Origin of the sequence: Nocardia rhamnosiphila NBRC 108938 (genome assembly GCF_000720425.1) — a bacterium.
Taxonomy (GTDB): Bacteria; Actinomycetota; Actinomycetes; order Mycobacteriales; family Mycobacteriaceae; genus Nocardia; species Nocardia rhamnosiphila.
On record NZ_JOAJ01000003.1, the window covers coordinates 718,579 to 742,823 of the forward strand.

The following is a 24,245-nucleotide window of genomic DNA, read 5'->3' on the forward strand; positions in this document are numbered from 1 at the left end:
CAAACACCACCCGAGCGGGACGGCCGCGACCGCCTTCCGTTCATAACGTCCTCGGCCATGGCTGTCTCGAACAATGCCGTGCGCCACCCGGCCCGGCTGTCCCCGCAGACCGCGCGGCGCGCGGCGACCGCCGCGGCCGGCTTCGCCGCGGCGGTATCCCTGCTGTCGGCGCCCGCGGCCGATGCCGCCGGCCCCGCACCCCGGCCGGTCGCCGCGGCGGCGGTTCGCGCGCTCACCACCCCGGGAACGGTCGCCGCGATACCCGCGGATTTCCGCGCGGTGGCCGGCTACGCCCCGGCGCGGGTCGACGGGATGCTGGTCGCGCCGCACGGGTCCTGTTCCTCCCCGGTAGCGCTGCCGGCGGAGTTCGATACCGCCTGCAAGGCCCACGACCTCGGCTACGACCTGCTGCGGTACGCCGACCGCACCGGCGCCCCGCTCGGCCCCTGGGCCCGGCAGGAGCTGGACCGGACCCTCGCCGAACGGATGCGCGCCGCGTGCGCGCAGCGGCCGCAGCCACTCCCGCGCGCCCGCTGCGCCGTGATGGCCGAGGCCGCCGAGATCGCCGTGGATCTCAATTCGATGCGGCAGGACTACGGCGTACCGGTCGCGGAGGACTTTCCCCTGGCCGGCGCCGTCACCGCGTGGCTGCCGCGGATCTGCGGCCTGCTCCTGTTCGCCACGGCCGTCTTGTTCCTGCGCCGCCCGGTCGCCGCGCCGCTGCTCCCGGCCGCCGGGACCCGCCGTCCGATCCGCCCGCACCACGCCGTCGCCGGGGGTTCCCATGTCTGACACGACCACAGCCGTACCCGTCCCGAACCCGTCGCGCCCCGGGCCCCGCACCGGCCTGTCCGGCCACGCCACGGCACCCGCCCGGCCACAGCTTCACACCGACCTACCCGACGACGTTCCGACACCTGCTTGGCCACGGCCCCACACCGGCCGACCCGCCGACGTCCCGACACCCGCCCGGCCCGACACCGGCCTACTCGCCGACGTCCCGACACCCAGCCGGCCACGGCCCCATACCGGCCGACCTGCCGACGTCCTTACACCCGGCCGGTCTCGGACTCGCACCGGCACACCCGGGAGCGTCCCGTCGCTCGTTCGGTCACAAACCCGCCCCGACGCTGCCGGCGACAACCCGACACCGCCTCACACCGGCACGCCCGGGAGCGTCCCGGCAGCGGCGGAACCCCGCTTCGGCCGACTCGACGAAGTGCCGACGCCCTCGCAGCCCCGCCCTCCCGCCGGCCTGTCCGAAAGCGTCCCGGCACTCTCCCTGCCCCGCCCCCGCACCGGCCTACCCGACGACGACCTCGGGGCACCCTCTGTACCCGGCACCGGCCGACCCGACGATGTCCCGGCTCCCTCGCAGCCCCACACTCGCACCGATTCGCCCGATCAGGTCCCGACACCCGCGCAACCCCGGTCTCGCACCGAGCCAGCCGATCACGTACCGACGCCAGCGCAACCCCGGTGTCGCAAGGGCCCGCTCGGATACATCCGGACCCGGCTACCGCGGCATTGGCCACCCGTAGCGACCACACTCGCCGTCGGTGCCGGAACCGTGGTGTCCCTGGCACCCGGCCTGCTGCCCCGGACCGCGGCCGCGCAGGCCGTACTCACCGCGGTGACCGTGGTCGTGGCGCTCGGTATCGCGCGGCTCATCCGTCTCGTGGCCCGGTACACCGCGGGGCGTGCTCCGGTCGCCACACCGCGAGCCCGGCGGTTGGTGTTCGCGGCCACCGCGGCCGGCGTTCTCGGCGCGGTGGTGCACGCCGCACGCTGGCAGCACATACTGCGGTCGGCGATGGATGTGGCGCCGACCGGCCCGGGCCACTGGGTCGGGTGGGCGGTCGGCGCGACCCTGCTCACCGTCGCGACGGTGGTGGTGGGCCGCGGGTGCGGCCGGGCGCTCCGGCGGATCGGCTGGTCGCGGGCGCTGGTGATGACGGTGGTCGCGGGGCTGCCGATGGCCCTGTTCGCGGTTCCCGCGGCGGTGGGCTGGGGCGACCGGACCTATGCCGCCGCGAACGCCACCGCCGACCCGGGCCTGGTGCGGCCGGTGGCGGTGTCCCGGTCCGGGAGCGCCGCGTCGATGGTGGACTGGTCGACGCTGGGGCGCGAGGGGCAGCGGTTCGTCACCGCCGGGCCGCCGGGTGCGGTCCGGGTCTATATCGGGCTCCGCTCGGCGCCGGACCTGGCCGCGCGCGCCGCGCTGGCGGTCCGGGAACTGGATCGGGCCGGTGGCTTCGACCGCTCCGATCTGGTGATCGCCGTGCCCACCGGATCGGGCTGGGTGGACGCGCGGGCGCTGCAGGGTTTCGATACCCGATTCGGCGGCGAGGTGGCGGTGGTCGCGTTGCAGTACTCGTACGCGCCGAGCTGGGCCACCTTCGTCTTCGGCCGGGACGCGGCGACGGCCTCGGCGCGGGCGCTGGTCACCGCCGTCGAACAGCACATGGCCACGTTGCCGGATCCGCCCCGGCTGCACCTGTACGGGCAAAGCCTCGGCGCGCTCGGCGGTAGCACGGTGTTCGCGGGCGCCGCCGAGCAGAATCGCCGGGTGTGTTCGGCGCTGTGGGCCGGGATGCCCGGCGGCGGTGGGCCCGCGCCCGGTGCGCGCACCGCGGTACTGGCCAATACGTCCGACCCGGTCGTGCACTGGTCACTCGACCTGCTGTGGCGGCCGCCGGATCTCACCGCCGCCCGCCGTGACGCGCCCACCCCGCCCTGGCTGCCCGTGGCCGGTTTCCTGCAGACCACCGCGGATCTGCTGGGCGCCCTCGGCGCGCCACCGGGACACGGCCACCGGTACGACACCGATCAGGGGACCGCGCTGCCCGGCTGCGGCCCGGCGTGACAGCTCCGCTACCGTCGCGGCGCCGGGTTTGCCGGCCGGATGCGGGCTGCCACCGCGGCGGTCGTGGCTATCGGGAGCGGGACCTGCCGTGCGGGCCCACCACTCCGTAACGCTTAAGGTGTCCCACCATGGCTTCACCCCGTAACGATCACCCGCGCCGGCCCCGGCGCCGGTTCCGGCGGATCTCGCTGCCGGCGTTCACCGGTGCCGCGCTGTTCGGTCTGGTGATCACCGCCGTGCCGGCGCCGACCTCCGAGGCCGTCGGTATCGACGGTTCGGTCACGGCACCGGCCGGGCTGGCGGTGGTGGATCTGACCTCGGGTGACGCGGTGATGGACACCGTGGCGGCCATCCCGCGGGATTTCGCGGACCGGCTCGGCTACCAGCCCGTCGTCCGGCAGGGCGTGCTCGTGGCTCCGGACGGCAGCTGTTCCTCACCGGTCGAGCTGCCACCGGAATTCGATACCGCCTGTATGGCCCACGACCTCGGGTACGACCTGCTGCGATACGCCGATCGCACCGGCGCCCCACTGGGGCCGTGGGCCCGGCAGGCCCTGGACCGGACGTTGAGCGTCCGGCTGCACCAGGCCTGCGAAACGCATACCGAACCGGTGGTGCGCACCCGCTGCGAGACGCTGGCCGGGATCGCGGCCACCGCGGTGGAGTTGAATTCGCGCCGGCAGCACTACGGGGTCCCGGTGGTGGAGACTTTGAGCCAGGTGGCGGCCCAGGCCGCCACGGATCATCCGACCCGGCCCTGGCTGCTGCGCGCGGTCGCGCTCGGCCTGGCGACGATGGCCGCCCTGGTCTTCGGGATCCGCCGCCTGCACCGACGGATCCGGCGCACGACGGCACCCGGTGTCCGCATCCCGGTCGGGGCCGTCCGGCCCGGCCGCGCCACCGGCCTGCCGCGGCCCGCGTTCACCCGTCTGCTGCTGCCGTATGCCCGACGGTTGCCCGGCTTCGCGACCCCGCCCGCGGCCGCCCCACCCGACCCCGCGTTTCCGGCCGGGGTGCAGCTGTTGCCGGCCGCCACGCCGCCACTCGCCCGGACCGGCTGACCACGGTTGACCCGACTTGAAACACGTTCTAATTTGGGGACGTGCTTGTTGTGGACGACGTGGTCGAGGTGGACGCTCCTGCCGAGGTGGTGTGGTCGGTGCTCACCGATTTCGACCGGTACGGCGACTGGAATCCATTCATCAGCCGCTGCCGGGCGGATCTGACGGTGGGTGCGCCGATCGATATGAGGGTCGAGCAGCTCGCGCCCCGGCCGATCCGGATGCGCGAATGGATCCGCAGCGTCACCGCGGGCCGGGAATTCAGCTACTCCATGAAACCGATCCCCCTCGGCGCGCTGCGCAGCAAACGCTCGCACACGCTGACCCCGCTGGCCGGTGACCGCACCCGCTACGAATCCCATTTCGAACTCGACGGCTGGCTCGCCCCGCTGGTCGGCCTGCTGTTCGGGCGCGGATTCAAGAAGGGGTTTCCCGGGATGACCACCGCGGTCGAACGGGAAGCCGAGCGGCGGCACGCCCGCTGATCCGCCCAGGAACACCGAGGGCGGTGGTCCATTCGGACCACCGCCCTCGGTGAACTCTCGCCGTTCCCGGCGGACCGGTATCAGGCGATATCGCCGCGGGCCGCCTCATAGGCCGCGCCCACCCGGTACAACCGGTCGTCGGCCAGCGCCGGCGCCATGATCTGCAGACCCACCGGCATCCCGTCGTCGCCGCTCAGTCCGGACGGGACCGACATGGCCGGATGCCCGGCCAGGTTGGTGGGCAGGGTGCACAGGTCGGACAGGTACATGGCCAGCGGATCGTCGACCTTCTCGCCCAGCTTCCACGGCGTGAACGGACTGGTCGGGGAGACCAGCACGTCCACCTGCTCGTAGGCCTTGTCGAAATCACGCGCGATCAGCGTGCGGACCTTGAGCGCCTGGCCGTAGTAGGCGTCGTAGTAGCCCGCCGAGAGCGCGTAGGTGCCGATCATGATCCGTCGTTTGACCTCCGGACCGAATCCGGCGGCGCGGGTCGCGGCCATGACCTGCTCGGCGCTGTGGTGACCGTCGTCGGCCACCCGCAGGCCGTAGCGCATGGCATCGAACCGGGCCAGGTTGGAGGAGACCTCGCTGGGCAGGATCAGATAGTAGGACGCCAGGGCGTACTCGAAATGCGGGCAGGACACCTCGACCACTTCGGCGCCCAGATCCTTCAGCACGCCGACCGCGGCGTCGAAGGAGGCGAGCACACCGTGCTGGTAGCTGTCGGAGTGCAGTTCCTTCACCACGCCGATCTTCACCCCGCGCAGATCCCCCGACGCGCCCTTCCGGGCAGCGTCGACCACGGCCGGGACCGCGACGTCACGGGAGGTGGAATCGCGCGGATCGTGTCCGGCGATCACCTCGTGCAGCAGAGCGGTGTCCAGCACCGTCCGGCCGCATGGACCGCCCTGGTCGAGCGAGGACGCGCAGGCGACGAGTCCGTACCGGGACACGGTGCCGTAGGTGGGCTTGGTGCCGACGGTCGCGGTGACCGCGGCCGGCTGCCGGATCGAGCCGCCGGTGTCGGTGCCGATGGCCAGCGGCGCCTGATAAGACGCCAGCGCCGCCGCCGAACCGCCGCCGGAGCCGCCGGGGATCCGGGTGGTGTCCCACGGGTTGCGGGTCGGCCCGTAGGCGGAGTTCTCGGTGGAGGAGCCCATCGCGAACTCGTCCATATTGGTCTTGCCCAGGATCGGGATCCCGGCGGCCCGCAGCCGGGTGGTCAGCGTGGCGTCGTAGGGTGCGACCCAGTTCTCGAGGATCTTCGACGCGCAGGTGGTGGGCATATCGGTCGTGGTGAACACGTCCTTGAGTGCCAGCGGCACCCCCGCCAGCGGCGAGGCGGGCACCTCACCGGCGGACAGGGCGGCGTCCACCTCGGCCGCGGCGGCGAGCGCCTGCTCTTCCGCGACGTGCAGGAAGGCGTGGTACTCCCCGTCGACCTCGGCGATCCGGTCCAGATGGGCCCGGGTCACCTCCACCGAGGAGACTTCGCCACCGTGGATGCGGCTCGCGAGGTCGGCCGCGCCGAGCCGGGTCAGTTCGCTCGCGCTCATTCGGCCTCCCCCAGGATCTGCGGAACCAGGAACCGCTGTTCCTCGGCGGCGGGTGCGCCGGACAGCGCCTGATCCGGAGTGAGACCGGGGCGAACCTCGTCGGGGCGGGTCACGTTTGTCACCGGATCCGGCGACGCGGTGGCCGGGACATCGGCGGCGGCGACCTCGGAGATGGTCCGCACATGGCTGAGGATCGAATCCAGCTGCCCGGCGAACTGGTCGAGTTCGTCCTCGGACAGGGCGAGCCTGGACAGCCGGGCGAGGTGTGCGACCTCGTCGCGGGAGATGGCGGTCACCGCGAACCCCTTTCGGCGATAGTTTGGACTGCGGATCACAAGCATCGAACAGCCTAATGGTGTGGCCGGACCGGGCTACCCGGCAGGCCGCGCGGGCCGCGGCCACCGGTCCGCGCGAGGGTCCGCCGGAGCCGGCCGCAGGCCGCGCCGAAATCTGAAAGTTACGCATTTCACACCATTCGCCACCTGTGACCCCCGTTCCGGGCGCACAATTCGACTCGATAACCCCCGGCAATGGGTGTAAGGATGGGCAGACCGGGTATTCGTTGTAAGCCTCGGCCGCAGAAGGAAAGGGAAACGCACGTGTCTTATCTGCTCCGCGTGCAACTTCCGGATCGTCCGGGAAGCCTCGGGTCGCTAGCCGTAGCGTTGGGAACGGTCGGCGCCGATATCCTTTCCCTGGACGTGGTGGAGCGTGGTGCCGGCTACGCGGTCGACGATCTCGTGGTCGAGATCGCCCCCAACGCCCTGCCCGACACCCTCATCACCGCCGCGGAATCGCTCGGCGATGTCCGCGTCGATTCCATCCGCCCCTACTCCGGCGTGCTCGACACCCATCGCGAGCTCGAATTGATCGACAATGTGGCCAACGCCCGCGACGATCGGCTCCAGGTGCTGGTCGACGGGGCCCCGCGGGTGCTGCGGGTCGGCTGGAGCACCGTCCTGGACATGGGGACGCACGGCGCCTACCGCGTGGTGGGCAGTCAGAGCGCGCCGCAGACCCAGGCGGCGTCGGTGCCGTGGATGCCGCTGCAGAAACCGACCGCGCTCGACGGCAATGCCGACTGGGTCCCCGAGATCTGGCGCGATATGGACACCAAACTGGCCGCCGCGCCGCTCGGAACCTCCAGCAAGGCACTCCTGCTCGGCCGTCCCGGCGGGCCCGATTTCCGACCCTCGGAGATCGCGCGGCTGGGCTACCTCGCCGGAATCGTCGCCACCGTCCTGGGCTGAGTCCCGCCGGCGGTGAACTACCGCTCGGCGCCCGGCTCGACGATGCGCCACCGATCCGGCCTACCCGGTGGGTAGGCGACGGTGAGCGTGTCCCCGACCGACGGCCAATAGGCCGCATCCCACACCATGCGCCCGTAGACCACCTTCCCCGGCTCGGACGGCCCGGACAGGTTCCCCGTGACGGTGACGAACTGCTCGCCCATCGCCTCGGGACGCGGACTCACCCCCGTCAGATACAGCGAACCGATCTCCGCGTCCGCGGGCATACGCCCACCCCGCCGCCCGCGGAACACCAGCACGAGCATTCCCACCAGTGCGGCCACCATGATCGCCAGCATCGCCAGTTCGAACACTCCACCATGCTAGGCCCCGCAGCGTCGCGCCGGCCGCCGACGCCCGGGGCGTCGCGATTCCGTGGCGCACACCACTCCCGAGGGAAGTCGCCGTGGCGGCGCCCGGGCATGCCACGCGGCCCGTATTTCCCGCACCGCCCGGACGGGAAATACGGCCTGGTCCCGCACTGATGGAATCCGGCTCGCCGGCCGCGCACCAGGACAGCCGGCACCACAGCCGGGCTTCTGCCTTACGCACCGGTGACTTGTTCGGACGAATGACGATGCGACGGCGAAAGTTCGGCCGCCCGGCCCGCCGACCATCACTTCTGCGAGACCGACGCGCCCGCGCATGAGTCGTGCGGGACGGGGTATTTCAGATCCACCGGACATGGAAGGAAGCGATCGTCATGCCGGAATCAACGATTCGAGCAGGTGCAATGGGTAGCCGAGTAGCAAGCCTCGTAGTACTGGTCTGGTTCGTGGCGGGGATCGTCGCCGCGTGGCAACGGGGCTATTTCAACGATCCACCGGAGCAGTGCTCCCACTTCGCGACGCTGGCGGTGACCGTGGTGGCCGGTCCACTCAATTACGTCGGCCTCAACCCGAAGATGGGCTGCAACCTGCCGGAACCCAGCCGGTAGAACCGGATCCCGGTCGCCGCCCCGCGGCGGCCGGGAGTCAGGACACCGTGAGAGTACTGGCACCGCCCGCGGCACGCCGGACGGTCCAGACACTGGTGCGGGTCCGCGCGGAGCGGCCGTTTCCCCGGTCCACCAGTGCCCGATCACCGGTGGTGTACACCAGTTGCGCACCGCGCGTATTGGTTTCCGGATTCTGGAACAGCTGCACGAGCCGGTCGGTCTCCTCCACCGTCAGCCGCGCGCCGATATCGTCGACCACGAGCACTTTCCCCGCGTCGAGCGAGTCGAGCAGTATCGGTAGCAACCGCAGCAGGGCCCGGGTCGCCGAGGATTCCTCGGCCAGGGTGAAAACGGGCTCCACATCGGCGTGTACGAGCCGCAGCCCGACACCGTGCCGCCCGACCATCCGGGTGTAGAGCGCATCGCGCGCATTGCGCATATTGGTCAGTTCGCGGGCCAGCTGAGTGGCGTTCAAACCGCTGTCCTGTTCCAGCTGCGCGGCATAGGCCGCCGAGCCGGCCGCGCGATCGATCTGTTCCCCGAGTACGGCGATATCGGCGTCGAGATCGCGCAGGTAGTCGGCGTAGCCGGGGTCGTTCTGGGCGATCAGCAGATCGGTGATACCGAGGTCCGCGGATTGCAGCAGGGTCAGTAGCCGGGCGGCGTTCTCGGTGGAGCGCGACAGATGCGAACCCAGCCGCAGCTCGATCGAGGCGATATCGGCGGAACCGGCCGACACCTCGAGCATGGTCTCGAACCACCGGTAGGCCGGGACCAGCGCCTCGGCGTACATCTGCCCGGCCAGGCTCAGCAGCAGGGCGTTCGGGCGTACCAGCGGCACCAGCGCGGTGATCCCGAACCGCGCCGGCTCGAACATCGGCCCGACCCGGATCGCCTCACCCTCGCGTTCGAAAACGATCCGCTTGCGGGACCGCGGATGGCTGTAGAGCCATTCGGCGGCGACATCGGCGGCGTCCAACCGGAGGCCGTAAGTGTAGGGCACGCCCTCGGCCACGAATACGGCCTCGAAATCGCTCGGCTGCCCGGGCAGCGCGAGATGGGGAGCCCGAACCGGACCGGCGTAGGGGTCCCAGCCGCTCACCGAGTGCAACACCGCGTCCCGCATATGCCCCAGGGCGTCGACCAGATTGGATTTACCGGCGGCCGGGCCGCCGTGGACGGCGGTCACCGGTACCGCGACCGGCGCGGTCGCGCCGCGGGTCAACCGCAATTCCTGTAGATCCGCCAGCGATTTGTGGTTGGACACCCGAAAACTGCGCAACATCCCGCCATCCTGCCGTGTAGGGACCCGGTCCCGCAGGATCGGTACCGGTCGTGTCCCCGACCGCGCCGCCGTTACTCCGCCGATTCGGCCTCCGTTACCGGCCCGGACCCGACCGCGTCCGGGCCGGATTCGAGCAGGACGCGGAACCCGTCCTCGTCCAGGATCGGCACCCCGAGTTCCTCGGCCTTGGCGGCCTTGGACCCGGGCGATTCCCCGATCACGACGAAGGCCGTCTTCTTCGATACCGACCCCGCGGCCTTACCCCCGCGCAGCAGGATCGCTTCCTTGGCGCCGTCGCGGGAGAATCCCTCCAGCGAGCCGGTCACCACGATGGACAGGCCCTCGAGCGTGCGGGGGATGGATTCGTCGCGTTCGTCCTCCATCCGTACCCCCGCGGCCCGCCATTTGTCCACGATGGCGCGATGCCAGTCGACCGCGAACCACTCCGCGACGGCGGTGGCGATGGTCGGCCCGACGCCCTCGGCGGCCGCCAGCTCGTCCAGCGATGCCTGTTCGATCCGTTCCAGACTGCCGAATTCGGCCGCGAGCGCCCGCGCGGCGGTCGGCCCGACATGCCGGATGGACAGCGCGACCAGGACCCGCCACAGCGGCCGGTCCTTGGCGGCGGCCAGGTTGCTCAGCAGCCGGTTGCCGTTCGCCGAGAGGCTGCCGTTCTTGTTCACGAACAGCGCGACGTTGCGCAGCCGGTCGGCGTCGAGATCGAACAGATCGCCCTCGTCGGTGATAGCGCCGGAATTCAGCAGCGCGATCGCCGCCTCGTAACCCAATGCCTCGATATCGAAGGCGCCACGACCGGCCACATGGAACACCCGCTCCCGCAGCTGCGCGGGACAGCTCCGCTGGTTGGGACAACGGATATCGGCGTCGCCCTCTTTCTCGTAGGCGAGTTCGGTCCCGCATTCGGGGCAGTGGGTGGGCATCACGAAGGCCCGCTCGTCGCCGGTGCGGGCGTCCACCACCGGACCCAGCACCTCGGGAATCACGTCCCCGGCCTTCCGGATGGTGACCGTATCCCCGATCAGCACCCCCTTGCGCACGACCTCGGCCGCATTGTGCAGGGTCGCCATGGAGACGGTGGAACCGGCGATCACGACGGGCTCCATCATCGCGAACGGGGTGACCCGGCCGGTCCGGCCCACGTTCACCGCGATATTGCGCAGCGTGGTGGTGGCCTCCTCGGGCGGGTACTTGTAGGCGATCGCCCAGCGCGGGGCCCGCGAGGTGGCGCCGAGCCGCCGCTGCAGCGACAGTTCGTCGACCTTCACCACCAGGCCGTCGATCTCGTGCTCGATATCGTGGCGGTGCTCGGCCCAGTAGGAGATCCGCTCGAGTACCGCGTCCACCCCCTGCACCAGGCGGGTGTGCGCGGAGACCGGCAGGCCCCAGGCCGCCAGCGCGCGGTAGGCCTCGTGCTGGGACCGCGGCGTGAACCCCTCGGTGCGCCCGAGCCCGTGGCAGATCATTCGCAGCCGCCGCCGCGCGGTGACCGAGGGGTCCTTCTGCCGCAGCGAACCGGCCGCGGTGTTGCGGGGGTTGGCGTAGGGCGGTTTGCCCTCGGCCACGATCGCCGCATTGAGCGTTTCGAAATCCTCCAGCCGGAAGTACACCTCACCGCGCACTTCCAGCAGGCCCGGGATCGGGAACTCTTTATCGGCGTTCAGTTCGCGCGGGATGTCCTCGATGGTGCGGGCATTGAGGGTGACGTCCTCGCCCGTGCGCCCGTCGCCCCGGGTCGCGCCGCGCTCCAGTTTCCCGTTGCGATACACCAGGTTCAACGCCACCCCGTCGATCTTCACCTCACACAGATAGTGCAGGTCCGGACCGGTCTCCTCCTCGACGCGGGCCGCCCAGGACCGCATATCCGCCGCGGAGAACACATTATCCAGCGACAGCATCCGCTCGAGATGGTCCACGGGGGTGAAATCGGTGGCGAAACCCCCGCCTACCAGCTGCGTCGGTGAATCGGGCGTGCGCAGGTCGGGATGGCGTTCCTCCAGCGCCAGCAGCTGCTGGAACAGCGTGTCGAATTCGCCGTCGGAGATGATCGGCGCGTCCCGCACGTAGTAGCGGAACTGATGCTCGCGCACCGTATCGGCGAGCTCCTGCCAGCGCACCCGCTCTTCGCCGGCGGCCGGGGCGGGAGCGGCTGCTCCGCGGACATCGTCCTGTTCGATGGGGCCAACGGTGTCACTCACATCTCGCAGGGTAGTCCAGCCCACCGACACTCCCGAGCACTGTTACCGCACGTCGCCCGGTATTCCCGGCCCGCCGAGGCCCGCTGTGACCGGCACGCCTGCGACCGCGGAAACGTACCGGCAGCCCGCCGGACAGGCCACCGCGCTCGGCCGCTACCTCACCGTCTCCCGATCCCCGAAGTGCTTCACTTCCCGACCACCCGCACACCGGAGACCCGTCGTAGTTTCACTGCTCGGTCCCCCGCGCCCGGCCCGGGTGGCGAGATAACCTGCCGCCGGTGTCGGCAGCGGCCGCGACCGGGGTCATCGGAACACCCGGCGACGAGCGCCCGAAGCTCGCCTCACCCGGCGACGAGGGACTCCGGGTCCTCCGCGAAGGCCTTCGCGGTGTCGACGGCCAGGCACAGCGCGTCCCGGGCCCAGCTCAGCGGTGCCGCCGCGAGACCGCAGGCCGGACTCACCGTCACCCGCCGCGCCAGGTCGGCGCGCGGGAAACCGAGCCGATCGACCAGCCGGGCGCCCGGTTCGGCGATCTCCCGCCAGGTCGGCGCGGCCGCGGGGCGCGTGGTGGGCACCAGCCCGAGAACCAGGTGTTTGCCCCCGTCCAGCGCCTCCCCCAGCGCGTCCAGACCGGCGGTACCCGAGACCGCGGCCAGATCGAACCCCAGCGCGGCCGCGGACGTCTGCCCCAGGAAGGCCAGTGGCGGCGGGCTCGCGCAACTGTGCACCATCGTGGGCACACCCTGGGATGCCAGCACCGTTTCCAGGATCGCCAGTGCGTCCGGCTCCGGTACGGCCGCAACCGTGTTCAGCACACTCGCCCCACGCAGCGAGCCGGCCAGTACGGCGCCCAGCGACGGTTCGTCCAGCTGCAGCACCACCTCCGCCTCGAGCCGCGACCCGACCTCGGCGATATGCGCGGCCAGGCCCTCGGCCAGCGATTCGGCCAGATCGCGTACCGCGCCCCGATCGGTGAGTACCCGGTGCCCACCGGCCAGCTCCACCTGCGCGGCGAGGGTCAGCGGCCCGGCGGCCTGCACCTTCACCGGGCGGCCGGATCCACGCAGACCGGCGTTCTCCCAGGCTTCTTGGAGGGCATCCAGATCGGTCCGCAGCAGATCACTCGCACGCCGCGAGACCGAACCCGGCCGGGCGGCCAGTCGGTAGCCACGCGGGGTGGTGTCGAACCGCATATCCACGAGCAGCGCCGATACCCGCCCGACCATATCCGCGCCCACGCCGCGGGCCGGTAGTTCCACCAGATGCGGCAGGCCGGTCAGCTCGCCGACGATCACCGTCGCGGCTTCCCGGGGATCGGTACCCGGCCACGACCCCACCCCCGTCGCGATCCCGGCCGGGAGACCGGACAGGTTCATCGTCGTGCGCCCGCCGGCGCGGTACGCGCGGTCGCGGTGATGGTGCCGCTGCCGAGCACGGCGTCACCCGCGCTGTCGGGCCGGTACAGCACCACGGCCTGCCCCCGCGCGACCCCGCTGAGCGGTTCGCGCAGCCGCACCGCGAGACCGTCGCCGACCGCCTCGGCGGTCGCGGGCGCGGTGCCGCCGTGCGCGCGGACCTGCACCACGCAGTCGAACGGTTCGGTGGGTGCCGCACCGCCGGTCCAGATGGCCCGGTCGGCCTCGATGGACCACACCAGCAGATCGTCGGCCGAGCCGACGCGCACGGTGCCCGAATCGGGATCGATATCGGTGACGTAGCGCGGTTTGCCGTCGGGGCCCGGCCCGGGCAGACCCAGACCCTTGCGCTGACCGATGGTGAATCCGTGCACGCCCTCGTGCCGGCCCAGCTCCGCGCCGCCCGAGTCGACGATGGCGCCGGGGCGGATCCCGATCTTCGCGCCCAGGAAGGCCCGGGTGTCCCCGGACGGGATGAAGCAGATGTCGTGGCTGTCCGGCTTGTTCGCGACTGCGAGGCCTCGTTCGGCCGCCTCGGCCCGGATCTGCGGCTTGGGCGTATCCCCCACCGGGAACATGGCCCGCGACAGCTGCTCGGCGGTCAGCACCGCGAGCACATAGGACTGGTCCTTGTCCGCGTCGACCGCCCGGCGCAGCACACCGTCGGCGAGCCGGGCGTAGTGGCCGGTGACCACCGCGTCGAAGCCGAGCGCCACCGCCCGGTCGGCGAGCGCCGAGAACTTGATCTTCTCGTTGCAGCGCAGGCAGGGGTTGGGTGTCTCCCCCGCCGCGTAGGACTCGACGAAATCATCGATCACGTCTTCTTTGAAACGGTCGGCGAAATCCCAGACGTAGAAAGGGATGCCGAGCACATCGGCGGCCCGGCGGGCATCGCCCGCGTCCTCCTTCGAACAGCAGCCGCGCGATCCGGTGCGCAACGTACCGGGCGCACTCGACAGCGCCAGATGCACTCCGACCACCTCGTGCCCGGCGTCGACGGCCCGTGCCGCCGCCACCGCGGAATCGACTCCACCACTCATCGCGGCGAGCACTCGCATACGCTACGCACCTCCTCTCGCACCGGCCAGACCCGCGGCCCTGGCTCGTTCCACCACCTGCGGCAGTACTTCCAGTACTGCCTCTATATCGGACCGCTGCGAGGTGTGTCCAAGGGAAAACCGCAGCGACCCCCGCGCTTCACGGGCCCCGACACCCATCGCGACCAGGACATGACTGGGCGAGGCCACCCCGGCCGTGCACGCCGAACCGGTCGAACATTCGATCCCCGCGGCATCCAGCAGCATCAGCAGCGAATCACCCTCACAGCCGGGGAAGGTGAAGTGCGCGTTGCCGGGCAGCCGCCGGTCGTCGTGGGGTCCGTTGAGTATCGCGTCCGGGAGGGCCTGCCGCACGCCCGCGATCAGGTCGTCGCGCAGTCCGGACAGTTCCGCGGACCGGGCCGGCATCTCGGCCACGGTCTGCCGCAGGGCCGCGGCCAGCCCGGCCACCGCCGCGACATCCGAGGTCCCCGAGCGCAGGTCCCGTTCGTGGCCGCCGCCGTGCAGCAGCGGCACACAACCCACCTGGCGGCCGAGCAGGAGTACGCCGACGCCGTGCGGCCCGCCCAGTTTGTGCCCGGCGAAACTCGCGGCGGCAAGCCCGGCGGCACCGAAATCGATCGGCAGCTGCGCGGCGGCCTGCACCGCGTCGCTGTGTATCGGCACTCCGGCGTCCCGCGCGATCTCGGCCAGCTCCCGGATCGGCTGGATCGCCCCGACCTCGTTGTTGGCCCACATCACGGTGACCAGCGCGATCTCGCCGGGATGCGCGGCCAGTTCGGCGCGCAGCGTCTCCGGGGAGACGATTCCCTCGGCGTCCACCGGCAACCAGGTGACCTGGGCGCCCTCGTGCCGCTCCAGCCATTCCACGGCGTCGAGCACCGCGTGGTGCTCGACGGCGGCGGCCAGGATCCGATTACAGCGCGGGTCCGCGTCCCGCCGGGCCCAGTAGATCCCTTTGACCGCGAGATTGTCGCTCTCGGTCCCGCCGGAACAGAGGATGACCTCGGAGGGGCGGGCGCCGAGATCCGCGGCGATCGATTCGCGCGACTCCTCCAGCCGGCGCCGGGCCGCCCGGCCCGAGCCGTGCAGCGAGGACGCGTTTCCGACCTGCGCGAAGGCAGCCGTCATCGCCTCGATCGCGGCGGGCAGCATCGGTGTGGTCGCCGCATGATCGAGGTAGACCGTCGTGTGCACACCGCTGACAGCACCCGGGAAAGCCGACTTCATGACCGACAAAGCCTATCCCACCGTTGACCTGCACATCTTTCGGGTCTACCCCTGCTTTCTACGATTTTTCTACGATCTGCATGCGATTCACAACAGTGCAGGCACCACCGACATTCCGGAGCCACACGCCCGGTGGAGAACTTGGTGCCAGGCATACCGGCCGTCCGGGGCTCGCGACAGATGGGCACGCCCCGGCCGGGAGCGGCCCAGTTGGAGCCGGCTGGCTGCTGAGTTCGTCTATTGCTCTGAGAAGGAGGAGTAAGGGCGCCCGCCGGCTGCTCTCGTCATGCCACGCGACGTACCGACGGGATCCGTCCTCGAGGGGGCTGGGCATATGTCGATGACGGATCAGGTCACCATGCGGCTCGGCGAGCCGGCCCGAAACAGTGACAGCTTCCGCGGCTGTCGAAGCTGATGGACCGCTTCGAGGCGCGGGAGTGGATCATTCGCCGAATCGACCCGAGCGACGGACGCGGGAGGAACGATGTCGTGCCGAGTCGACGAACGAATCCAGCCCGGGGTCGTCACGGCCCGGATCATGCCAACGGGTACGCGCCGGCGACGATGGAGCGGGCAGCGACACGGGCGTTGTTCGCTCGCCACGAGGGGGTGAACGCACGAGTGAGAAGTCGTGGTGCAGACTCGCCTCGATTGCCGGAGTGGGCAGTGCCGCGATCTCGATAGCGTCGACGCGAATTGTTCTCACGGTTTCGACCAGCGCTCATGGGCGGACTGCCGGGTGATGTGCGCGGCCCGGCCGATATCGGTCCAAGAAGCTCCGCCTGCGCGGGCCTGACGCACAGCTTCATTGCGCCGGTGTTCGGCTTCGGCGATTTCGTCGGTGATCACCTCGATCTGTCGGAGCGCTTGGAACGGGCGGATATGGGCGTACCAGTCCCGCATCGCAGCATCTCCGAATGCGCCGGAGTCCTCGGCGAATCCGTGACCATCGTTGAAACAGTAGTGGGTATCGGCGTCATCGGCTGTCCGTGTTCGTGCCCAGACCGGGCCCCGCCAGTGAATGCGCCCACTACCTTCCGCAACGCATGCCACCTGCCAGCCGGTGATCTCCTCTTCGGCGCGATAGTGCCCGCGGTCGACCATGGGCGAACCATCCGGGGTGTGGGTGACCGGGATGCCTTCGCTGCTGTATCCCCGGCCGCTGTAGCCGTCTGCGAACAGCTGCATGATCCATCCCTTGTGCTGTCCATCTTCGGTGCTTCTACTCATACCTGCCTTTGAATCTGTTGCCTGAATTTCCTGACAGTTTATCGGCTGTCAGGAACTCCTGACATTCCTCTGCCTCCTCGGCGGCAGTGCAGCGGGCTGCGAGCAGTTGCGCGCTGTCGGTGTTGTCCTGGTGCGTACCGGCGGTGGTGAGGGCGTGCAGCGCGAGGTCGGGACCGGACATCACCCGAGTAAACGACGATTGCCGCGGGTGTGCTAAGACTGGTTCCTAGCAAAGGGGCCTCCGGTGCACCAGCTCAGTCTCGGCGTCGTCGCGCGTTCACGAAAAGAGAACGAACGGCGGTTGCCGATCCACCCCCACCACCTCGACCGGATCGACGCCGATCTCCGGAAAACCATCTACCTCGAACACGGCTACGGTGAGCCCTTCGGCGTGCCCGACGAACAATTGGCGGGCATGGTCGCCGGGATGCGCACACGCGAGCAACTCGTCGCCGAGTGCGAGGTCATCCTTCTGGCCAAGCCGCTGCGGGAGGACGTCGCCGAACTGCGGACCGGCCAGGTGCTGTGGGGCTGGCCCCACTGTGTGCAGGACGCCGAGCTGACCCAACTGGCCATCGACCGTCGACTGACCGTGATCGCGTTCGAGGCGATGAACCACTGGCGACGCGACGGCTCGTTCGGCCTGCACGTCTTCCACAAGAACAACGAGCTGGCCGGCTACTGCTCGGTGCTGCACGCCTTGCAGTCGATCGGGTCGACCGGGGACTACGGCCGCCGACTGCGAGCGGCGGTGATCGGCTTCGGGGCGACCGCGCGCGGCGCGGTGACCGCGCTGAACGCCCACGGGATCCACGACGTCGAGGTTCTCACCGCCCGTGGCCTCAGCACCGTCGGATCGCCGATCCATTCCGCCACGATGGTGCATTTCGACCACGACGCGAACAACCCGGGCGACCCGCGTCGCAGCTACGCACACACCGAATCCGGCCGGGTGCCGCTGGCCGGGTTCCTCGCCGAGCACGACATCGTCGTCAATTGCGTGCTGCAGGACACCGACGCGCCGCTGACCTTCCTCATCGAAGACGACCTCGCCGCTTTCGCCCCGGGTAGCCTCATCGTCGACGTCTCCTGCGACGAAGCCATGGGCTTCAGCTGGGCGCAGCCCACGACGTTCACCCGGCCGACCCTCCCGGTCGGCGACGGGGTCACCTATTACGCTGTCGATCACAGCCCGTCCTACCTGTGGAACTCGGCGACCTGGGAGATCAGCGAAGCGCTGCTGCCGCACCTGCGGTCGGTCCTTTCCGAACACTCCACCTGGGGCGATCACGAAACCGTCCGACGCGCGATCGAGATCCGCGACGGCACGATCCAGAACCCCGCGATCCTGTCTTTCCAACAGCGCCTACCGCGATACCCGCACCACCGCCGCTGAACACCGGCGACCGCGCCCACGCTGAACTCGTCGAACGCCTGTCGCGCAGACCACGAGGATGAGATGACCGTGACTCGAAGAGGTGCGCCGGCCCCTTGACCGACCACGCGGTGTTCTCCATGACGCCGGACCACTGCGGCAGGGCCCGCTGCCGAACTTCCACCGTCCGCATGACCATTGCCCGCTATTCGAGGTAATCCCGAAGCAACTGTGAGCGCGATGGGTGACGTAGCTTCGACATCGTCTTCGACTCGATCTGCCGGATCCGCTCACGGGTGACGCCGTAGACCTTCCCGATGTCGTCGAGCGTTCGAGGCCGCCCATCACCCAGGCCGTAACGCAGGCGCATGACACCGGCTTCGCGCTCGCTGAGCGTGTCGAGTACGGACCGCAACTGCTCCTGCAGCAGGGTGAACGCTACCTTCTCGACGGCTACGACAGCCTCGGAGTCTTCGATGAAATCGCCGAACTGGGTCGTGCCCTCGTCACCGAGCGTCTGGTCCAACGAGATCGGCTCCCGTGCGATTTGCCGAACCTCGAGAACCTTCTCGGGTGTAATACCCAATTCTGCGGCAAGCTCGTGTGCTGTTGCCTCGCGGCCCAGCTGCTGAAGCAGTTCGCGCTCCACACGCCCGAGCTTGTTGATGATCTCCACTATGTGCACGGGGATTCGTATGGTGCGGGCCTGGTCGGCCATGGCGCGAGAAATCGCCTGGCGAATCCACCATGTAGCGTAGGTCGAGAACTTGAAGCCTCTGCCGTAGTCGAACTTTTCGACCGCTCGCAGCAGACCCAGATTGCCCTCCTGGATCAGGTCGAGGAAGGCCATGCCCCGCCCGGTGTACCGTTTTGCGATCGACACCACCAGCCGAAGGTTTGCCTGGAGCAGATGATCTTTGGCCGCGATGCCGTCCTCAATAATCCAGGTCAGGTCTCGGCGACGTGCGATCGTGAGACCCGCGGGTCCCGCGCATTCGGCCTGCAGTTTCTGCACCGCATACAGACCGACTTCGATCCGGACCGCGAGATCGACCTCCTCGGTCGCGGAGAGTAGAGGAACTCGCCCGATCTGCTTCAGATACGCCCGTGTCGAGTCCCCGCCGGCGGTGAGCTCGGCTTCCTTGCGCGCCCGGCGCAGCGCCGGAGACTCGTCCTCATGCACGATGTCGTCCGCAACGTCTCGCTCCGCCGAGGTGCCAGTGGAATCTTCGCCATTTATTTCGCCTGCGGTCGTTGCCACATTCACCTCTCCGAGTGATTCGGGCGACATCGCGATTCGAGAAACAGGACCGCGGAGAGGCCTCGAGCGGCTCGGCAATCACCGGGACCAATGACCAGCGTACCGGTCGACACACGAAGTGAGGCGACTACCGGCACCAGCCGATACCTTCCGGTCGGGTGGCGATCTGCCATTTGGTCAACGTGTCGAGTTCTCGGTGGAGCAGGGCCGGAAGGACCCGAAGCCGCGGACGTAGATCGGCAGCCGGCCGTCGGCCGAATCGCCCGCGCGAGCGCGATGGTCGGGGCGGCTGATACGAGGAACGACTGCCTGCTTCACCGGCGACGTAACCGGGTTCCGGTGGGCACGATAGTGCAGCATCCGGACCAGCACAGAGACGGACCGCCCACCGGCCGGGCAGCGCACGCACCGGGCGCCGCCCCGGCCAGAACCGGCCTACCTGGAACCGGTGTCCGGGCGGGTGGCGATGTCCGGCTCGGGCACCGCGGTAAGGAACACCGGTTGCGGCGCATCGGCCGGTACCGAGTACGGCTCGGGTTCGGCGGGGACGTGACTGAACAGTCCGGGGTTGTCGTCGTGCATGTTCGTGCTCCGATCTTCGGTGTGCGCTGCCGGTGAGAAGTCGCGGCAGGCAGGGTCGAGATGCGCGGCCCGTGGTGGTGTGGTCCGGCGGCCCGGGCCTTCCGGGAATACTCATCCGAACCCGGAGACACTCCGCGCCGGAATGCCGAGCGGAGCAACCCTCGCCCGGAGGTAATGGGACTGCAGCAGTTCGAAAGCAGGATGGGACGTCAGGGGTACGAAGGAACAGCGTCGGGACCCGCAAATCGCCGTCTACCTGCGCAAACAGGTAAATCATGAGAAACATCGGAAAGCATCGGGGACCTGCGGAAACGCTGTGCCGACTTCATGACCAGTAAAGGATAGCTGTCAGGAGTCGGCGCTTATTCCCCCGGCTCGCGAGCGGCCGACGTGGGCAGATCCGGCGCCCGCCCGAGCGGACCCGGCGGCGCCCCCTCATCCCTCAGTCCAGACCCGCTGCAACATGTGCCAGTCCGCGGGATGGGCGGCGATACCGGCGGCGAACCGGTCGGCCAGCTCCTGGGTGGCGTCCCGGACCCCGCGGGAGGTATCGATCGGGTCGCCGACCGAGAATCCCCATCCGTCCGTCGTGAACCAGCAGTGCACGGGCAACAGCGGCGCGCCCGTATCGATGGCCAGCCGCGCGGGACCGGCGGGTAGCCGCGCCGGCGCCCCGAAGAAGGTCACCGGCACGCCCCGGCCGGACAGATCGCGCTCACCGAGCAGACAGACCACACCACCCGCGCGCAGCCGGTCGGTGAGCAGCCGGAACGGGGGCGTGTCGCCGCCGGTGAGCGGGATGATCTCGAAGCCGAGCCCCTCCCGGAAGCGGACGAACCGGCGGAACAGCGACTCCGGCCGCAGACGCTCGGCGACCACGGTCGGCGTACCGACCCGCTGCACGAGCCAGACCCCGGCGAGGTCCCAGTTCCCGCTGTGCGGCAGGGCGATCACCACCCCGCGACCGGCGGCGTACGCCTCCCGGATCCGGTGGAGTCCGGTGGCCGCGGACTCGATGGTGTCCGCCAGCGCATCCGGATCCATCGCGGGCAATCGGAAGGCCTCCCGCCAATACCTGGCATAGGAGCGCAGACTCGCCCGGACCAGTTCCGGCGGAACCTGCGCGGGGTCGACGCCGAGGACCCGGGCGAGGTTGCGCCGCAGCTGGACCGGACCGCCGTCACGACGGGCAATCCGGTCGGCGGCCGTGTCGAACAGGCGAACCGCCGAGCGGTGCGGCAGGGCCCGTACCAGGCGCCAGCCCGCCGCATAGCCGAGGTCCTGCGCCCGGCCCGACATCGTTACCTGGTACCGGCGTCCGGCGCGGCGGGACTGTCGGTCTCGGGAGCCGCGGTGAGGAAGACCGGGCGGTGATCGTCGGCCGGTAACGCGTACGGCTCGGGTTCGGCGGGGACGTGACTGAACAGCCCGGGATGGTCGTCGTGCATGGTCGTGCTCCGATCTTCGGTGTGCGCTGCCGGCACGAGTTCCGTACGGCAGAGGTCGAGGGGGGTGGGTCCCGCGCCGGCGGTCCGATTCGGATCGGGGCCGGGACCTTTCGGGGATACCCATCCGAAACCCATGGCACTCGGCGCCGGGCTGCCGAGCGGAGCTTCCGTGGGCCCGGGGGCAAGTCGCGGCCGGGTCCCGCGGATTCGGCAGCCGGACGGCTGCTCGACGGTGTTCCTCACCACCGTAGCCGTATATGTCACCGCTGTGTCCCGCACGCCGCAAACCCCGTGTGGCGGCGCGGCTCGGGGTGGCGGGTGAAACCACCCGGTCGGCGGTCGCGCCGATCACCCCGCTTGACACCTACCTATTGAACGTACCGTTATTCAGCGGTACGGTAATCGGTGTATCAATAAGCACTCGCGGAGTGCGATCCGCCCCGGAGGACGAACGGGGGCGTGACCGAGTGAGGACCCCACCGATGAACCGAAACCACGAACAGCGCGCCCGCCGTCTCGCGGCGCGGATCGCCGCGCTCGCCGTCATCACCCTCGCGCCGCTGGCCGCCGGTGCCGGCCCCGCCCTGGCCGATCAGATCGGCGCGACCCACGTCAGCAGCGATTCCAGCGACAGCTTCGGCGATAGCTCCGGCTGGGACAGCAACGGCTGGGACGACAACGATCATCAGGCCTGGGACGGCGACAACGACGATTTCGGCTGGGACGACAACGGCCACTACGGCTACAAGGACCACCACCGGCAGGATTACGACGGCTGGGAGGACCACCTCAACAGCGGCGACAATCAGTATCCCGACCGCGATTCGCACAACGACCGCGGCCGCGACTACGACCGGCCCGCCGATTGGGACCACCACGAGACTCCCCGTGGCGGGGGCGGCGCGCCGCCGAACTGGAATATGCCCAACCCCTACATCCCGCCGCCCCCGCCCAGCCTGCTTCCGCAGGTCCTGCTGCCGGTGCTGCCGCCGTTGCCCTTCGCACTGCCGGGCCTGCCCGCCCTGCCGGGCACGGGCAGCGCACGCTGATACAGCGGCTAAGTGACCGTTGTTCAGCGGTACATAATTGAGCGAGTCGATATATAGCAGTAGAAAGGCCGGGCCCACCCCGGTGGACCCGGCCGAAACCGCTCGGTTCAGACGGGGGTGACCGCCACTTTCGTCAGCTGCCGGCCCGCTGCCGCCAGGACCGCGTGCGCGGCGTCCGAAAGCTCTTCGGCGCGCACCGCTCGCTCACACCGCCGGGCCAGCTCTTTCCGATCGGCGCCCGCCTGTTCCACCGGCGCCAAGACCACCTCAGCGGTCAGGTTCCTGGTGCGCAGTACCCGCACGATCGACCCGACCAGGGTGTCGTCCCCGACGAAACCCGGGAGGGTGGACCGGTTACCGTGCGCGTCCAGGTACCGCAGCCGGACCGGCTGCACCGGGGTCGCGGTATCGACCGCGGCCTGGAACAGCGCGGGCCGCAACGACCCGTAGGCACGGCCACACCAGGTGGTGCCCTCCGGGAAGAATCCGATCCGTTCACCCGCGGCGAGCCGGTGCCCGACCCGCTCGATCACCTCCGGCAGGCGGCGCAGGCGTTCCCGCTCGATCGGGATGACCCGCATCACCCGGGCGAGCGTGCCGAGCACCGGCCAATCGATCAGATCCGCCCGCGCCACGAAGGCGAGCGGCTGCACCGAGGCGAGGACGACGATATCCGTCCAGCCGATATGTCCACAGGCGACGAGCACTCCGGTGCCCGGCGCGGCGTACCGCGGCCCGATCGCCGCGGCTCCCGTGCGCCGGTCCACCACCCGCAGCCGGATACCGCACGCATGCAGGAGGGTGCGGGCGAACCGCCGCTGCACTCCCGAACGCCGGGACGGCGGCGTGACGAGGTGCACGAACGGATAGGCGAGCAGCACCGATACGGCTCCCGCTGCCCGCAACCCGGCCCGGGCGACACCGATCTCGGGGCGTTGCTGCACACAACCGGTCCCGCACGGGCTCACCGGCATCCAGGCGTGCGGAGCGGCAGCCTGCACCGGCGCCCGGTCCACGCGCTGTGCGACGGTTTCCATCGCGTCACCGCCCGCCGTCGAAATTCGCGGCCGCGCCGCGTAACCGATCCAGATACCGGGTGTTGATGGTGTCGAGTCCCAGCAACACCACGAAATCTGCCACGGCGAAATCCGGATCGTGCGCGGGCTCCCCGCAGATCTCGGCGCCGAGCCGCAGGTAGCCGTTGAGCAGCGGCGGCAGTTTGGGGCGGCCGGGGGCGGGCAGTTCGTCGAGGGCCACCCCGTCGACCACTACGGGACGATAGGGGCGAACGCGCTTCTCGGGCGCGCAGGCGTGTTTGCCGAGCAGGAGATCGCGGACGCCGCGCACATTGACCCCCGCCGGGTCGCCGGGGCTGTTCCGCATGGGGACCGAGGCACATCCCATCACCCAGTCGTAACCGGTGAGCTGGATGTAGTGCAGGATGCCCGCCCACATGAGGGTGAGCACCGAACCGTTGCGATGGTCGGGGACCACGCAGGCCCGGCCCATCTCCACGGTCCGCATACCCGCCGGGTCGAGATTCGTGAGGTCGAATTCGGTGGCGGTGTAGTACCCACCGGCGGCCGCGACCTTGTCCGGCGGCAACATCCGGTAGCACCCGACGAATTCGCCGGTGACCTCGTCGCGGACCAGCATGTGGTCACAGTGTTCGTCGAACCGGTCCGCGTCCAGCCCCGTGCCGTCGTCGGGGATCCGGAAACCCGGCTCATTGGCGAATACGTTGTATCGCAACCGCTGCGCCGCGATGCGATGGTCGGTGTCGGAGGAGACGATCAGTGCGTATCGGGACCGGTGATCCTCGCCGGCGGCCGGTCGAGCCGGGGCCGTCAGCACGGACGTAATAGCCATAATGCTCAGCAGGCCAGCCCGACACGGCGC

23 protein-coding genes and 1 pseudogene are annotated in these 24,245 nt (G+C 70.0%); 8 read left to right on the forward strand and 16 right to left on the reverse strand.

Annotated elements, in window-relative coordinates; all coding sequences use genetic code 11:
- Positions 1 to 57: 57 nt before the first annotated feature.
- The 4 genes from IG75_RS36285 to IG75_RS0115185 all read left to right on the forward strand — a co-directional run bounded on the left by IG75_RS36285 (position 58) and on the right by IG75_RS0115185 (position 4,412).
- Positions 58 to 792: a hypothetical protein gene (locus IG75_RS36285; RefSeq protein WP_051714581.1), complete on the forward strand. Its 735-nt coding sequence runs from the start codon at positions 58 to 60 to the stop codon at positions 790 to 792.
- 781 nt (positions 793 to 1,573) lie between these two features.
- Complete coding sequence (locus tag IG75_RS40240) at positions 1,574 to 2,866, forward strand: alpha/beta-hydrolase family protein (RefSeq protein ID WP_245713152.1); 1,293 nt, start codon at positions 1,574 to 1,576, stop codon at positions 2,864 to 2,866.
- 128 nt (positions 2,867 to 2,994) lie between these two features.
- Positions 2,995 to 3,927 (forward strand): hypothetical protein, encoded by a 933-nt coding sequence (locus tag IG75_RS39855; protein ID WP_051714582.1) that lies wholly within the window; start codon positions 2,995 to 2,997, stop codon positions 3,925 to 3,927.
- Between the two features lie 41 nt (positions 3,928 to 3,968).
- Positions 3,969 to 4,412: an SRPBCC domain-containing protein gene (locus IG75_RS0115185; protein ID WP_030521917.1), complete on the forward strand. Its 444-nt coding sequence runs from the start codon at positions 3,969 to 3,971 to the stop codon at positions 4,410 to 4,412.
- A gap of 80 nt (positions 4,413 to 4,492) precedes the next feature.
- Here IG75_RS0115185 and gatA read toward each other — a convergent pair whose 3' ends face one another.
- Positions 4,493 to 5,971 (reverse strand): Asp-tRNA(Asn)/Glu-tRNA(Gln) amidotransferase subunit GatA, encoded by a 1,479-nt coding sequence (gatA, locus tag IG75_RS0115190; RefSeq protein WP_030521918.1) that lies wholly within the window; start codon positions 5,969 to 5,971, stop codon positions 4,493 to 4,495.
- Complete coding sequence (gene gatC / locus IG75_RS0115195; RefSeq protein WP_030521919.1) at positions 5,968 to 6,267, reverse strand: Asp-tRNA(Asn)/Glu-tRNA(Gln) amidotransferase subunit GatC; 300 nt, start codon at positions 6,265 to 6,267, stop codon at positions 5,968 to 5,970. Before gatC ends, gatA begins: the two co-directional genes overlap by 4 nt.
- A 303-nt stretch (positions 6,268 to 6,570) precedes the next feature.
- Here gatC and IG75_RS0115205 point away from each other — a divergent pair, with 303 nt between their 5' ends.
- Positions 6,571 to 7,221 carry an ACT domain-containing protein gene (locus tag IG75_RS0115205; protein ID WP_030521920.1) on the forward strand — a complete coding sequence of 217 codons (651 nt, stop codon included), beginning with the start codon at positions 6,571 to 6,573 and terminating at the stop codon, positions 7,219 to 7,221.
- Between the two features lie 17 nt (positions 7,222 to 7,238).
- On the opposite strand, the gene IG75_RS0115210 is transcribed toward IG75_RS0115205, so the two are convergent.
- Positions 7,239 to 7,574, reverse strand: a complete 336-nt coding sequence (locus tag IG75_RS0115210; RefSeq protein ID WP_030521921.1) for a hypothetical protein — start codon at positions 7,572 to 7,574, stop codon at positions 7,239 to 7,241.
- 419 nt (positions 7,575 to 7,993) lie between these two features.
- Between IG75_RS0115210 and IG75_RS0115215 the strand changes: the two genes are divergently transcribed.
- Positions 7,994 to 8,197: a hypothetical protein gene (locus IG75_RS0115215; protein ID WP_030521922.1), complete on the forward strand. Its 204-nt coding sequence runs from the start codon at positions 7,994 to 7,996 to the stop codon at positions 8,195 to 8,197.
- Between the two features lie 37 nt (positions 8,198 to 8,234).
- Here IG75_RS0115215 and IG75_RS0115220 read toward each other — a convergent pair whose 3' ends face one another.
- The 7 genes from IG75_RS0115220 to IG75_RS0115250 form a co-directional block, all read right to left on the reverse strand.
- A complete protein-coding gene (locus tag IG75_RS0115220; RefSeq protein ID WP_030521923.1) occupies positions 8,235 to 9,482 on the reverse strand; it encodes an AAA family ATPase in 1,248 nt (415 codons plus the stop codon).
- A 71-nt stretch (positions 9,483 to 9,553) separates the two neighbouring features.
- Positions 9,554 to 11,698, reverse strand: a complete 2,145-nt coding sequence (gene ligA / locus IG75_RS0115225) for an NAD-dependent DNA ligase LigA (protein WP_030521924.1) — start codon at positions 11,696 to 11,698, stop codon at positions 9,554 to 9,556.
- A 341-nt stretch (positions 11,699 to 12,039) separates the two neighbouring features.
- Complete coding sequence (locus tag IG75_RS0115230) at positions 12,040 to 13,074, reverse strand: methionine synthase (RefSeq protein ID WP_030521925.1); 1,035 nt, start codon at positions 13,072 to 13,074, stop codon at positions 12,040 to 12,042.
- The gene (gene mnmA / locus IG75_RS0115235; protein WP_030521926.1) at positions 13,071 to 14,171 is read right to left on the reverse strand and encodes a tRNA 2-thiouridine(34) synthase MnmA; all 1,101 of its coding nucleotides are present in this window, start codon (positions 14,169 to 14,171) and stop codon (positions 13,071 to 13,073) included. The genes IG75_RS0115230 and mnmA overlap by 4 nt, the downstream gene beginning before the upstream one ends.
- A 3-nt stretch (positions 14,172 to 14,174) precedes the next feature.
- Entirely contained in the window at positions 14,175 to 15,401 is a 1,227-nt protein-coding gene (locus IG75_RS0115240) for a cysteine desulfurase family protein (RefSeq protein ID WP_051714583.1), read from the reverse strand.
- 702 nt (positions 15,402 to 16,103) lie between these two features.
- Positions 16,104 to 16,589, reverse strand: coding sequence for a hypothetical protein (locus IG75_RS0115245; protein WP_030521928.1), 486 nt, complete (start codon positions 16,587 to 16,589; stop codon positions 16,104 to 16,106).
- 34 nt (positions 16,590 to 16,623) lie between these two features.
- A complete protein-coding gene (locus IG75_RS0115250) occupies positions 16,624 to 16,812 on the reverse strand; it encodes a hypothetical protein (RefSeq protein WP_030521929.1) in 189 nt (62 codons plus the stop codon).
- A gap of 63 nt (positions 16,813 to 16,875) precedes the next feature.
- Here IG75_RS0115250 and IG75_RS0115255 point away from each other — a divergent pair, with 63 nt between their 5' ends.
- Positions 16,876 to 18,027 (forward strand): N(5)-(carboxyethyl)ornithine synthase, encoded by a 1,152-nt coding sequence (locus IG75_RS0115255; RefSeq protein WP_030521930.1) that lies wholly within the window; start codon positions 16,876 to 16,878, stop codon positions 18,025 to 18,027.
- Between the two features lie 184 nt (positions 18,028 to 18,211).
- Here IG75_RS0115255 and IG75_RS0115260 read toward each other — a convergent pair.
- The 4 genes and pseudogenes from IG75_RS0115260 to IG75_RS39105 all read right to left on the reverse strand — a co-directional run.
- Positions 18,212 to 19,243: pseudogene (locus IG75_RS0115260) on the reverse strand (RNA polymerase sigma factor); the annotation flags it as partial.
- Between the two features lie 459 nt (positions 19,244 to 19,702).
- The gene (locus tag IG75_RS39100) at positions 19,703 to 19,849 is read right to left on the reverse strand and encodes a hypothetical protein (protein WP_156058914.1); all 147 of its coding nucleotides are present in this window, start codon (positions 19,847 to 19,849) and stop codon (positions 19,703 to 19,705) included.
- A gap of 435 nt (positions 19,850 to 20,284) precedes the next feature.
- A complete protein-coding gene (locus IG75_RS0115275; protein ID WP_030521933.1) occupies positions 20,285 to 21,148 on the reverse strand; it encodes a phosphatidylinositol mannoside acyltransferase in 864 nt (287 codons plus the stop codon).
- Between the two features lie 2 nt (positions 21,149 to 21,150).
- Positions 21,151 to 21,297 (reverse strand): hypothetical protein, encoded by a 147-nt coding sequence (locus IG75_RS39105; protein WP_156058916.1) that lies wholly within the window; start codon positions 21,295 to 21,297, stop codon positions 21,151 to 21,153.
- 482 nt (positions 21,298 to 21,779) lie between these two features.
- On the opposite strand from IG75_RS39105, the gene IG75_RS0115285 reads away from it, so the two are divergent.
- Positions 21,780 to 22,346, forward strand: coding sequence for a hypothetical protein (locus IG75_RS0115285; protein WP_030521935.1), 567 nt, complete (start codon positions 21,780 to 21,782; stop codon positions 22,344 to 22,346).
- 107 nt (positions 22,347 to 22,453) lie between these two features.
- On the opposite strand, the gene IG75_RS0115290 is transcribed toward IG75_RS0115285, so the two are convergent.
- Positions 22,454 to 23,383, reverse strand: a complete 930-nt coding sequence (locus IG75_RS0115290) for a lysophospholipid acyltransferase family protein (RefSeq protein WP_051714584.1) — start codon at positions 23,381 to 23,383, stop codon at positions 22,454 to 22,456.
- 4 nt (positions 23,384 to 23,387) lie between these two features.
- Positions 23,388 to 24,215, reverse strand: coding sequence for a GNAT family N-acetyltransferase (locus IG75_RS0115295; protein ID WP_030521937.1), 828 nt, complete (start codon positions 24,213 to 24,215; stop codon positions 23,388 to 23,390).
- Positions 24,216 to 24,245: the final 30 nt, after the last annotated feature.

Excerpts from the sequence above, each read along its gene's own strand:
- IG75_RS39100 (WP_156058914.1), bottom strand. The coding sequence starts at position 19,849 with ATGCACGACGACAACCCCGGACTGTTCAGTCACGTCCCCGCCGAACCC.
- IG75_RS39105 (WP_156058916.1), bottom strand. The coding sequence starts at position 21,297 with ATGCACGACGACCATCCCGGGCTGTTCAGTCACGTCCCCGCCGAACCC.
- IG75_RS0115295 (WP_030521937.1), bottom strand. The coding sequence starts at position 24,215 with ATGGCTATTACGTCCGTGCTGACGGCCCCGGCTCGACCGGCCGCCGGC.
- IG75_RS0115215 (WP_030521922.1), top strand. The coding sequence starts at position 7,994 with ATGGGTAGCCGAGTAGCAAGCCTCGTAGTACTGGTCTGGTTCGTGGCG.
- IG75_RS0115285 (WP_030521935.1), top strand. The coding sequence starts at position 21,780 with ATGAACCGAAACCACGAACAGCGCGCCCGCCGTCTCGCGGCGCGGATC.
- IG75_RS0115240 (WP_051714583.1), bottom strand. The coding sequence starts at position 15,401 with ATGAAGTCGGCTTTCCCGGGTGCTGTCAGCGGTGTGCACACGACGGTC.
- IG75_RS39855 (WP_051714582.1), top strand. The coding sequence starts at position 2,995 with ATGGCTTCACCCCGTAACGATCACCCGCGCCGGCCCCGGCGCCGGTTC.
- IG75_RS0115230 (WP_030521925.1), bottom strand. The coding sequence starts at position 13,074 with ATGAACCTGTCCGGTCTCCCGGCCGGGATCGCGACGGGGGTGGGGTCG.
- IG75_RS0115220 (WP_030521923.1), bottom strand. The coding sequence starts at position 9,482 with ATGTTGCGCAGTTTTCGGGTGTCCAACCACAAATCGCTGGCGGATCTA.
- IG75_RS0115245 (WP_030521928.1), bottom strand. The coding sequence starts at position 16,589 with ATGCAGCTGTTCGCAGACGGCTACAGCGGCCGGGGATACAGCAGCGAA.
- gatA (WP_030521918.1), bottom strand. The coding sequence starts at position 5,971 with ATGAGCGCGAGCGAACTGACCCGGCTCGGCGCGGCCGACCTCGCGAGC.
- IG75_RS0115250 (WP_030521929.1), bottom strand. The coding sequence starts at position 16,812 with ATGTCCGGTCCCGACCTCGCGCTGCACGCCCTCACCACCGCCGGTACG.
- mnmA (WP_030521926.1), bottom strand. The coding sequence starts at position 14,171 with ATGCGAGTGCTCGCCGCGATGAGTGGTGGAGTCGATTCCGCGGTGGCG.
- IG75_RS0115290 (WP_051714584.1), bottom strand. The coding sequence starts at position 23,383 with ATGGAAACCGTCGCACAGCGCGTGGACCGGGCGCCGGTGCAGGCTGCC.
- IG75_RS36285 (WP_051714581.1), top strand. The coding sequence starts at position 58 with ATGGCTGTCTCGAACAATGCCGTGCGCCACCCGGCCCGGCTGTCCCCG.
- IG75_RS0115275 (WP_030521933.1), bottom strand. The coding sequence starts at position 21,148 with ATGTCGGGCCGGGCGCAGGACCTCGGCTATGCGGCGGGCTGGCGCCTG.